This is a genomic window from Prochlorococcus marinus str. MIT 9401, from assembly GCF_000760095.1.
In the GTDB taxonomy this organism is placed as follows: Bacteria; Cyanobacteriota; Cyanobacteriia; order PCC-6307; family Cyanobiaceae; genus Prochlorococcus_A; species Prochlorococcus_A marinus_I.
Genome location: NZ_JNAR01000003.1, coordinates 1 through 11,728, shown reverse-complemented (window position 1 = coordinate 11,728; position 11,728 = coordinate 1). Strand labels below are relative to the sequence as shown.

The following is an 11,728-nucleotide window of genomic DNA, read 5'->3' as shown; positions in this document are numbered from 1 at the left end:
AGAGTAACTTTTATCCGTTGAGCGACGGCCCTTCCACGCAGAACCGTCGGATCACTAAAACCGACTTTCGTCCCTGTTCGACTTGTAGGTCTCACAGTCAAGCTCCCTTCTGCTTTTGCACTCAACGACTGATTTCCAACCAGCCTGAGGGAACCTTTGTGCGCCTCCGTTACCTTTTAGGAGGCGACCGCCCCAGTCAAACTGCCCATCAGATACTGTCCGCTTCCCGGATAACGGGTAAGCGTTAGAACCCTAGCTCTGAAAGAGTGGTATCTCACCGATGACTCAATAGTACCCACAAGCACTATTTCAATGTCTCCCACCTATTCTGCGCATTCAGAGCCCGAGCACAATATCAAACTACAGTAAAGCTTCATAGGGTCTTTCTGTCCGGGTGTATGTAGTCCGCATCTTCACAGACAATTCTATTTCGCCGAGCCTCTCTCCGAGACAGCGCGCAAATCGTTACACCTTTCGTGCGGGTCGGAACTTACCCGACAAGGAATTTCGCTACCTTAGGACCGTTATAGTTACGGCCGCCGTTCACCGGGGCTTCAGTCGCCAGCTTCACTAAAAGCTAACCAGCTTCCTTAACCTTCCGGCACTGGGCAGGTGTCAGCCCCCATACATCGTCTTGCGACTTAGCGGAGACCTGTGTTTTTGGTAAACAGTCGCTTGCGCCTCTTCACTGCGACCAGCTCTCGCTGGCACCCCTTCTCCCGAAGTTACGGGGCCATTTTGCCGAGTTCCTTAGAGAGAGTTATCTCGCGCCCCTCGGTATTCTCTACCACCCCACCTGTGTCGGTTTCGGGTACTGGCATTTGTGCCTTAACGGGTATAGAGCTTTTCTTGGAAGCATGACATCACCAACTTCGCTGCCGTAGCAGCTCGTACTCACGCCTTAGCTCAAGATGTTTTCTCCATCTCTCAAAGCTTCGAACGCTTGAACCAGTAACCAACATCTGGCCTGGCTAGCCTTCTCCGTCCCTCTTCCCAAAACACATCTGGTACAGGAATATTGACCTGTTATCCATCGACTACGCCTTTCGGCCTCGCCTTAGGTCCAGACTAACCCTCCGCGGACGAGCCTGCCGGAGGAACCCTTAGGGTTTCGGGGCATGGGATTCTCACCCATGTTTTCGCTACTCAAGCCGACATTCTCACTTCTATGCTGTCCACGCCCGCTTACGCTAACGCTTCACCCTACATAGAACGCTCCCCTACCATAAATAAATTTATCCGCAGCTTCGGTATAACGCTTAGCCCCGTTCATTTTCGGCGCAGGATCGCTCGACCAGTGAGCTATTACGCACTCCTTTGAGGATGGCTGCTTCTAGGCAAACCTCCTGGTTGTCTGGGCAATCCCACCTCCTTTATCACTTAGCGTTAATTTTGGGACCTTAGCTGGCGGTCTGGGCTGTTTCCCTCTTGACTATGGAGCTTATCCCCCACAGTCTGACTGCCTAGTTACACACAGGGTATTCAGAGTTCATATCGATTTGGTACCGCTTTCGCAGCCCGCACCGAAATGGTTGCTTTACCCCCCTGCTGGAGCACTAGACGCTACGCCTCAACGTATTTCGGGGAGAACCAGCTAGCTCCTGGTTCGATTGGCATTTCACCCCTAACCACAGCTCATCCGCTGAATTTTCAACTTCAGTCGGTTCGGACCTCCACTTGGTATCACCCAAGCTTCATCCTGGCCATGGTTAGATCACCAGGGTTCGGGTCTATAAACACTGACAAACGCCCTATTAAGACTCGCTTTCGCTGTGGCTCCACCATTTTCGGTTTAACCCGCCAGTGCCTATAAGTCGCCGGCTCATTCTTCAACAGGCACACGGTCACCCGATTAGTCGGGCTCCCATTGCTTGTAAGCTCACGGTTTCATGTTCTATTTCACTCCCCTCCCGGGGTTCTTTTCACCTTTCCCTCGCGGTACTGTTTCACTATCGGTCACACAGTAGTACTTAGCCTTACGAGGTGGTCCTCGCAGATTCACACGGAATTCCACGTGCTCCGTGCTACTCGGGATACAGCTAGGTCAACTTATCTTTCGATTACGGGGCTTTCACCCTCTGTGGCACGCCATTCAAACGTTTCTTCTAGACTTGTTGATCCATATTGCTGTCCCACAACCCCGATAGTCAAGACTATCGGTTTGGGCTGTTCCCCGTTCGCTCGCCGCTACTGAGGGAGTCGTTATTTACTTTCTCTTCCTCCAGCTACTAAGATGTTTCAGTTCGCTGGGTTAGCTCGCGCCAACCTATATATTCAGTTGGCCGTACATGGGGTTGCCCCATTCGGAAATTCCCGGATCAAAGTGTGCTTCCAACTCCCCGAGACTTATCGCAGGTAACCACGTCCTTCATCGCCTCTGTGTGCCTAGGTATCCTCCGTGAGCCCTTTGTAGCTTGACCAATAACTTCAAAAATTGAAGCATCAGCTTAATAGAATTGTTATTAATGCATTCGCACAAATAATAAATCTGCATCATTAAAGATGCTTATTGTCTTTAAAATAATCTATGCAGTTGTCAAGGTTCTCTGAAAACAATGAAATTAATTCAATGAGTCCAGCATCTTAGTGAATTCACTAGGAAGCTAGATTCGTTCAGAATTTGATCACAACTCAAAACATTTCCCTTCTAAAGATTATGGAAGAGGTGGTAATCAGTGGAGGTAAGCGGACTCGAACCGCTGACATCCTGCTTGCAAAGCAGGCGCTCTACCAACTGAGCTATACCCCCAACATAGAGATATGGGCCATCCTGGACTTGAACCAGGGACCTCACCCTTATCAGGGGTGCGCTCTAACCACCTGAGCTAATGGCCCAGGAAAAATAATGGGTGTGACCTAGAAAAAACTTAGGAAATGAAATCCTTAATAAATTAAGAATGTAAGATACCGATCGACCTAAGGTGACAAAATAATAATATTAAACATTTTGTTGTCTCCTTGTTAGGAGGTGATCCAGCCGCACCTTCCGGTACGGCTACCTTGTTACGACTTCACCCCAGTCATTAGCCCTACCTTCGGCGTCCTCCTCCACAAGGGTTGGAGTAACGACTTCGGGCATGGCCAACTTCCATGGTGTGACGGGCGGTGTGTACAAGGCCCGGGAACGTATTCACCGCAGTATGCTGACCTGCGATTACTAGCGATTCCTACTTCACGTAGGCGAGTTGCAGCCTACGATCTGAACTGAGCCACGGTTTATGGGATTTGCTAGCTCTCGCGAGTTTGCTGCCCTTTGTCCGTAGCATTGTAGTACGTGTGTAGCCCAGGGTGTAAGGGGCATGATGACTTGACGTCATCCACACCTTCCTCCGGTTTATCACCGGCGGTCTTTCTAGAGTGCCCAACTAAATGCTGGCAACTAAAAACGTGGGTTGCGCTCGTTGCGGGACTTAACCCAACATCTCACGACACGAGCTGACGACAGCCATGCACCACCTGTCACTGCATTCCCGAAGGCACCCTCAAATTTCTAAGAGGTTCGCAGGATGTCAAACCCTGGTAAGGTTCTTCGCGTTGCATCGAATTAAACCACATACTCCACCGCTTGTGCGGGCCCCCGTCAATTCCTTTGAGTTTCACACTTGCGTGCGTACTCCCCAGGCGGAACACTTAACGCGTTAGCTACGACACCGAAGGGGTCGATTCCCCCGACACCTAGTGTTCATCGTTTACGGCCAGGACTACAGGGGTATCTAATCCCTTTCGCTCCCCTGGCTTTCGTCCATGAGCGTCAGTAATGGCCCAGCAGAGCGCCTTCGCCACTGGTGTTCTTCCCGATATCTACGCATTTCACCGCTACACCGGGAATTCCCTCTGCCCCTACCATACTCAAGCCTTTCAGTTTCCACTGCCATGATGGAGTTAAGCTCCACGCTTTAACAGCAGACTTGAAAAGCCGCCTGCGGACGCTTTACGCCCAATAATTCCGGATAACGCTTGCCACTCCCGTATTACCGCGGCTGCTGGCACGGAATTAGCCGTGGCTTATTCCTCAAGTACCGTCATATCTTCTTCCTTGAGAAAAGAGGTTTACAGCCCAGAGGCCTTCGTCCCTCACGCGGCGTTGCTCCGTCAGGCTTTCGCCCATTGCGGAAAATTCCCCACTGCTGCCTCCCGTAGGAGTCTGGGCCGTGTCTCAGTCCCAGTGTGGCTGATCATCCTCTCAGACCAGCTACTGATCGAAGCCTTGGTGAGCCATTACCACACCAACTAGCTAATCAGACGCGAGCTCATCCTCAGGCGAAATTCATTTCACCAATAGGCATATGGGGTATTAGCGGTCGTTTCCAACCGTTATCCCCCTCCTGAGGGCAGATTCTCACGCGTTACTCACCCGTCCGCCACTAACCCGAAGGTTCGTTCGACTTGCATGTGTTAAGCACGCCGCCAGCGTTCATCCTGAGCCAGGATCAAACTCTCCGTTGTGTTCAAATCCTTTTGTAGATAAATCTACTCAATATGAATTGCGTTCTCCAAATAAAAGTAAGATTGACTTAATTTATTTAGGTTCGGCCTCCTTAAATAATTAAGGATTACTTTGAGTGCACATTAAAAATATTTCAAAGTGACTTTCCAAGATCTCAGATCCGTTGGTTTTCAAAAAACTAAAAGTTAGCAATTGAAAACAATTTATATATTCTTGACGGGACCTCACACCTTTATTGCAAATACATCTCAAAAATACCAAAATAATTTGATAAAGTTTTGACGCAATAAAAGCATCAGTTCCTAAGTTTTTAAATTTTCTAGGTGCAGAGTTAATCAACAAGGAATAACTCACAAAGAGGGAAAACCCCCTTTCTGGCTGAAAATAGTGATCAAAATCAAATTTTCAAAGAATTCAATCATTTACCAAAAAATTAGATTTGAGGAAAATTTTTGAATAATGCAAAAAGTTTTTTTTGCCCAGAAGAAAATACTAAACCATTCGACTGTAATTGTGCAACCTTTTATACAAAAATTTTTTAATAATTTTTTATTTGTTCAAAATCTCTCTAAACAACTAGTCTTAAATAAAGGGATATAAATGAAATGGCAGAAAGATTTAGTCAAAAAAATTTAAGAGTTAGACCAAGTTCTGATGAAGAAAAAATTGTAACAAATGCAAAAAAACACTTCGAAAAGACGTTAGTTGAAATATCAGGCGAATTAGTGGGAAGTGTAGCTGCATTAGAACACCCAACAAAAAATAAAAAATTAAATTATGGAGAAATATTTTTAAGAGACAACGTTCCTGTAATGATTTATCTCATTACTCAAAAAAGGTACGAAATTGTCAAAAAGTTCCTAAATGTATGTCTTGAATTACAAAGCACTAATTACCAAACACGTGGCGTATTTCCAACTAGTTTCGTTGAAGAGAATGGAAAGCTCATTGGAGACTATGGTCAGAGATCAATAGGGAGGATTACTTCAGCTGATGCAAGTTTATGGTGGCCCATTCTATGTTGGTATTATGTCAATAAAAGCGGCGATTTTGCCTTCGGAAAAAGTCAAAGCGTTCAAAGAGGTATTCAACTTCTACTAGATCTAGTTCTTCATCCAACATTTGAGGGTAATCCAGTACTTTTTGTTCCAGATTGCTCATTTATGATTGATAGACCTATGGATGTATGGGGAGCACCTTTAGAAGTTGAAGTTTTACTTCATGGATGTTTAAAAAGTTGCATAAACTTAATGGAATTAAGTAGAGCAGATCATGTTAGTAGACTTTTAGACCAAAGGCTTATTCTTACAAATCAATGGGTTAAGGATTTAGGGAGTTTTCTTTTAAAACATTATTGGGTCACCAGCCAAACAATGCAAATTTTAAGAAGAAGGCCAACTGAGCAGTATGGAGATGATCAACATTTCAATGAATTCAACGTTCAACCTCAAGTGGTTCCCTCATGGCTGCAAGATTGGCTAGAGAATAGGGGTGGATATTTAATAGGAAATATTAGGACAGGAAGGCCTGACTTTCGATTTTACAGTTTAGGAAATTCTTTAGCATGCATGTTTGGAGTATTACCTCCTGAAGAACAGAGAGCTTTATTTAGATTGGTTTTACATAACAGACAGCATTTGATGGCTCAAATGCCTATGAGAATTTGTCATCCTCATATGGATGTCGAAGAATGGCAAAATAAAACAGGATCAGATCCAAAGAATTGGCCTTGGAGTTACCATAACGGTGGTCATTGGCCAAGCTTACTTTGGTTTTTTGGTACAGCTGTCTTATTACATCAAAAAAATTATGGTTCTGATGATGTGATACTCATGGAAGAAATGAGATCTTTAATAGAGGAGTCATATTGGTGTCAACTTAATCAATTGCCTAAGCAAGAATGGGCAGAATATTTTGATGGTCCTACGGGTACTTGGGTTGGTCAACAATCAAGAACTTATCAAACCTGGACAATTGTTGGATTTTTATTAATGAATCATTTTCTAAGAAATGATTCTCACGATCTGAATATGTTTAAATTATGAACCTAAAATAAACCTAGAGTTAATGATTTATCGATTGGCAAACATGCTCCAATACCAAGATATATAGTTAGAAAAGTTCCGAATAAGAAAACAGACATTGCTATTGGCCTCCTAAAGGGATTGGAAAATTTATTAACGTTTTCGATAAAGGGTAAAATCATCAAACCAAGAGGAATTAGTGTTTGAAGTGCGATACCTAAAAGTTTGTTGGGAACAACCCTAAGAATTTGAAAGACAGGGTAGAGATACCATTCAGGTAATATTTCCAATGGAGTAGCGAATGGATTTGCTTTGTCACCCAACATTGCTGGGTCAAGAACAGCCAATCCTACTACACAAGCAATGGTACCTAAAATTACTACTGGGAAAATATATAATAAATCGTTTGGCCAAGCGGGTTCACCATAGTAATTATGCCCCATGCCTTTGGCAAGTTTTGCTCTTAATTTTGGATCGGATAAATCTGGTTTTTTTAACGTAGACATTTGAAACTAATTAATAATTAAAGTATAGGAGTTTATAAAGGACCTGAAATGCCTTGTTTACGAATCATTAGAAAATGCATCAACATAAATACTGCTAATGACCATGGCAGTACAAATGTATGAAGACTGTAAAATCTGGTTAAAGTGGATTGTCCAACACTTTCTCCACCTCTAAGAAGTTCAACCATAAAATCACCAATTACTGGTATTGCAGCAGGAACACCTGAAACAATCTTAACTGCCCAATAACCTACCTGATCCCAAGGTAGAGAGTAACCTGTCACTCCAAAAGCAACAGTTATGACTGCCATTACAACACCTGTAACCCAAGTTAATTCTCTTGGCCTTTTAAAACCTCCGGTAAGATAAACCCTAAAAACATGAAGAATTAACATCAAAACCATCATTGATGCACTCCATCTATGTACAGATCTTATTAACCATCCAAAACTTACATCGGTCATTAAATAACTAACTGAACTATAAGCTTGTGTAACTGTTGGCTTATAGTAAAAAGTCATTGCAAAACCTGTTGCAAATTGAATTAAGAAGCATACTAAAGTTATGCCTCCTAAACAATAAAAAATATTTACGTGAGGGGGTACGTACTTGGAAGTTACGTCGTCAGTTATGTCTTGAATTTCAAGCCTCTCTTGAAACCAGTCATAAACAGATGAAGAATTCGCCATCCAAAAAAAAATTAGCTTTGATATAAAGAGCTTACTTAAAATTCTTATACTTGGTGTTAACACTTAACCCAATGAATTCATCTTTTAACAAACTTTTAACATTCAAAACTGTGATCACTGCATCAATGATCATCATTTTTTCAATCAATCTTTTATTGATTGAAAGAGTGGATGCTCTCAGTGATAGCAGGCAATTAGTACTTGACGCTTGGACCTTGGTAAACGAAGGTTTTTATGATCCAGAAAAGTTTGATGAAATCAATTGGAAGAGAATTAGACAAAAAACATTACAGAAACAAATTGAAACAAGTGAAGAGGCTTATTCCGCAATTGAAGACATGTTAAGACCTCTAGACGATCCCTATACTAGAGTTTTACGCCCAAAAGATTATGAACTACTGAAATCAAGTAATTTTGGTAGTGAAATCAATGGTGTTGGGCTTCAATTAGGTGAAGATGATGACAATAAAGTTAAAGTTATCTCTACTCTTGGCGGTTCCCCAGCTGAAGAAGCTGGAATAGTAAGCGGGGACTTAATAAATACAGTGGACGGAATCTCATCAGAAAAATTAGGGCTTGCGGGTACTGCGTCTAAATTAAGAGGAGAATCAGGGACAAAAGTTTTAGTTGAATTATCTTCGGAATCAGGAGAAATTAGAGAAGTCGATCTAGAGAGGAGATCAGTAGATCTAAGACCAGTTAGAACAAAAAGATTAAGAGACGATTCTCACACAATAGGATATTTAAGGATAACTCAATTCAGCGAAAGCGTACCCAAAAGAGTTGAAGAGGCACTTCAAGAGTTAAAAGAGAAAGAGGTTGAGGGCTTGATCTTGGATCTTAGAAATAATTCCGGAGGGCTAGTAAGCTCAGGGATAGCAGTTGCAGACTCATTATTGAGTGAGAAACCTGTTGTTGAGACCAAAGATAGAAATGGAATCAAAGATGCAATTATTTCTCAAGAAGAGACATCTTTTGATGGACCAATGGTGACTTTAGTAAATAAAGGTACTGCTAGTGCCAGTGAAATTCTTGCTGGTTCTTTACAAGATAATAAGAGGTCAATACTTATGGGGGAACAAACTTATGGTAAAGGTTTAATTCAATCCCTAAAAAGTTTGGGAGAAGATAGTGGTATTGCTATCACGGTAGCTAGTTACTTGACCCCCAAAGGTAATAATATTCAAGGGCAAGGTATGACTCCTGACAAATTACTTGATCTCCCGGATACCAGTGATTATGGAAGTGCTGATGATAAATGGGTGAGGAATGCAGAATTATTTCTGGGGTCGCTTCTAGAGAAAGAAGAAGTTTCAGTTCAAACTGTTGAATTAAACGATGAAGAAATTAAATCTTGAAATCACTAAAGATTGAAAATAAAAAAATCTTAAAAATATGAGTATTAAAAGAATTTTTCATGACCCAATTCATAAAGAGATAGTATTTGATGCAGGGAAGCCAGAAGAATTAATGGTTCTGGAATTGATTGATACAATTGCTTTTCAGAGATTAAGAAGAATAAAACAACTTGGAGCGGCATCATTACTTTTTCATGGTGCAGAATCGAGTAGATTTACTCACTCAATTGGTGTTTTTTGTATAGCTAGAAAAATTTACAAGAGATTAATTGAAAGTAAATCTTCATTTTGTGAAAATAAATTTGTTCTTTATGGCGCAGCTCTACTGCATGATTTAGGTCATGGACCTTTAAGCCATACCAGCGAAACAATATTCAAGCATGATCACGAACAATGGTCTGAAAAGTTAGTTACAAAATATTCTCCAATAAATGCAATCCTCAAAAAGTATGACAACGAATTACCAAAAAAAATTGGTGAATTATTTCATTCAAAACAACTTTTTTCAAAACCTTTAAAAACATTGATAAGCAGTGAGATAGATTGCGATCGTCTCGATTATCTTTTAAGAGATAGTTACAACACAGGTACTAATTATGGGTTAGTAGATTTAGAAAGAATTATTTCAGCTCTTACTTTTACACCTGATGGGAATATCGGAATCAAACCAAAAGGAGTGATCGCTATTGAGCATTTCCTTGTACTAAGAAACTTAATGTATAAAACAATCTACAATCACAGGATAAACGAGATATCAACATGGATTCTAGAAAAAATATTACACACAATAAAACATAATTATGAAAAGAAAATTTGGTTAGATGATTCTCTATATAAATGGATTTTTTCACCTTCAAAGGTTGATTTTGATGATTTCATAAGAAATGATGATGTAACCTTTTATTATCATTTGATTAGATGGAAAGAGGAATCTTTTGAGCCACTTTCTACACTATGCAAAATGTTTATTGACAGAGATTTATTAAAGGCATCAGACATAAGTTTTTTAAGTAAAGTGAATAGATTAAAAATCCTTGCATTTGCAGCAAAATTATGTGAAAAGAATGGTTATGATCCAGAAATATTTTGTGGAATTAAGGAAAGGTCTTTTAAAGGTTTTTCATCTAATAATGCACTAAAAATATGGGACGGCACTTATCAAAGCGCATTAGAAAATAGTTCTGCATTAATAAAAACTTTAATGAAAACTGAGGAAATCTCTTTTATTATTTATCCAGATATCATCAAAAATGAAATTAAAAATGAAATTTCATTATTGAAAAGCAATTCCTAGATTTAATTCAATGGAAATAGTTTTAAAAAATACTAAAAGTGAATATTTAGAAATTTTTTCTTTGTTGGATTTAGATAATATGCATGAAACTTTCAAAGAATTTTCCTCCATAAAGGGGCCTCTGGAAGCAAAGATTTTCGCAATCAATGAGTCAATAAGTTCTCATCAACTATCACAATTAAAAAATCATTTTGACAAAATTGATACTCGTTCATTATGCATTTACTCAAATAATAGAAATACAGTATTAACTGGAAAGTTTTTAAGAATAGATTCAACTTTTCTTAAAGAGCAAGAGATTAAAAATAAGTTATTCCTACTAAATACAAAAAAGAAAGATAATATTCTTCACGAAGGAACAGTTAGATCGGCTGACAGAATATCTTCAAACGGAAACCTTTGCATCATTGGAGATGTTAATCCAGGAGCTATTGTTTCTGCTAATCAAAATATTTACGTTTGGGGCAAATTACTAGGGATAGCATTCGCGGGGAAAAATGGAAATAAGAATGCCTCTATTGCATCACTTTATTTAAATCCTTTACAGTTAAGAATTGCTAATGTAATAGCTATTGGTCCAAAGGATAAACCTAATAATTATTATCCAGAAATTGCTGTAATAGACAATCAAACAATTAATATCAAACCTTTAATAATAGAAACAAAAATTTAATAAATAATTTGAAATAAATTAATTCAACTTTATAAATTTAAGAATTACTTAATAATTAAAATATTTAACTTTCTGAAAGTGGTCTTATTATTTAAAAAACCTTAATTACGTGGCGGAAAATACTCGCACAATATTAATTTGTTCAGGGAAAGGTGGAGTTGGGAAAACAACCTTAACCGCAAACTTAGGCATAGCACTTGCCAACAGCGGAGCAACCACTGCTGTATTAGATGCTGATTTTGGCTTAAGAAATTTAGATCTTCTTCTAGGATTGGAAAATCGGATTATTTATACTGCCCAAGATGTTCTAGATAAGAATTGCCGACTTGAACAAGCATTGGTCAGACACAAAAAAGAACCTAATCTTGCCCTTTTACCTGCTGGAGATCCCAGGATGTTGGATTGGATGAAGCCAGAAGACATGAAAACAATCAGTGAGTTGCTTAGTGAAAAATTCGATTTTGTTTTAGTAGATTGTCCTGCTGGTGTTGAGGATGGGTTTAAAAATGCCCTTGCAGCATGTAAAGAAGCTATTGTTGTTACCAACCCAGAATTATCTGCAGTACGTGATGCCGATAGAGTTATAGGCATTCTTAATACTTCCGATATTGAGCCTATCCAGCTCGTAATTAATAGAGTCCGACCTAACATGATGGCAAGCCAAGAGATGCTATCTATCGAAGATGTTCAAGGCATCCTTTCTTTGCCTTTATTAGGTATCGTTTTAGAAGATGAAC

7 protein-coding genes, 2 tRNA genes and 2 rRNA genes are annotated in these 11,728 nt (G+C 40.0%); 5 read left to right on the top strand and 6 right to left on the bottom strand.

The features are described from left to right. From EV01_RS0108760 to EV01_RS07660, 4 genes are all read right to left on the bottom strand, one after another. Nucleotides 1–2,420 (bottom strand): 23S ribosomal RNA (locus EV01_RS0108760); the annotation flags it as partial. 256 nt (nucleotides 2,421–2,676) lie between these two features. Continuing rightward, nucleotides 2,677–2,749: transfer RNA gene (locus tag EV01_RS07650), tRNA-Ala, on the bottom strand. Between the two features lie 12 nt (nucleotides 2,750–2,761). After that, a tRNA-Ile gene (locus EV01_RS07655) sits at nucleotides 2,762–2,835 on the bottom strand. Nucleotides 2,836–2,961: 126 nt separating this feature from the next. Continuing rightward, nucleotides 2,962–4,446, bottom strand: a 16S ribosomal RNA gene (locus EV01_RS07660). Nucleotides 4,447–5,052: 606 nt separating this feature from the next. On the opposite strand from EV01_RS07660, the gene EV01_RS07665 reads away from it, so the two are divergent. After that, nucleotides 5,053–6,492, top strand: a complete 1,440-nt coding sequence (locus tag EV01_RS07665) for a glycoside hydrolase 100 family protein (protein ID WP_032517447.1) — start codon at nucleotides 5,053–5,055, stop codon at nucleotides 6,490–6,492. A gap of 2 nt (nucleotides 6,493–6,494) precedes the next feature. Here EV01_RS07665 and petD read toward each other — a convergent pair whose 3' ends face one another. Then, nucleotides 6,495–6,977, bottom strand: coding sequence for a cytochrome b6-f complex subunit IV (gene petD / locus EV01_RS07670; protein WP_002808353.1), 483 nt, complete (start codon nucleotides 6,975–6,977; stop codon nucleotides 6,495–6,497). Between the two features lie 32 nt (nucleotides 6,978–7,009). Further along, nucleotides 7,010–7,666, bottom strand: a complete 657-nt coding sequence (gene petB, locus EV01_RS07675) for a cytochrome b6 (RefSeq protein ID WP_011817812.1) — start codon at nucleotides 7,664–7,666, stop codon at nucleotides 7,010–7,012. 71 nt (nucleotides 7,667–7,737) lie between these two features. On the opposite strand from petB, the gene ctpZ reads away from it, so the two are divergent. The 4 genes from ctpZ to minD all read left to right on the top strand — a co-directional run. Further along, a complete protein-coding gene (ctpZ, locus tag EV01_RS07680; protein ID WP_032517446.1) occupies nucleotides 7,738–9,024 on the top strand; it encodes a carboxyl-terminal processing protease CtpZ in 1,287 nt (428 codons plus the stop codon). A 37-nt stretch (nucleotides 9,025–9,061) separates the two neighbouring features. Continuing rightward, on the top strand, nucleotides 9,062–10,318 hold the full coding sequence (locus EV01_RS07685) for an HD domain-containing protein (protein ID WP_032517445.1): 1,257 nt from the start codon (nucleotides 9,062–9,064) through the stop codon (nucleotides 10,316–10,318). Nucleotides 10,319–10,328: 10 nt separating this feature from the next. Beyond that, nucleotides 10,329–10,991, top strand: a complete 663-nt coding sequence (locus EV01_RS07690) for a septum site-determining protein MinC (RefSeq protein ID WP_032523272.1) — start codon at nucleotides 10,329–10,331, stop codon at nucleotides 10,989–10,991. A 109-nt stretch (nucleotides 10,992–11,100) separates the two neighbouring features. Next, on the top strand, nucleotides 11,101–11,728 hold a 628-nt coding region (gene minD / locus EV01_RS0108755), incomplete at its 3' end, for a septum site-determining protein MinD (protein ID WP_032523270.1).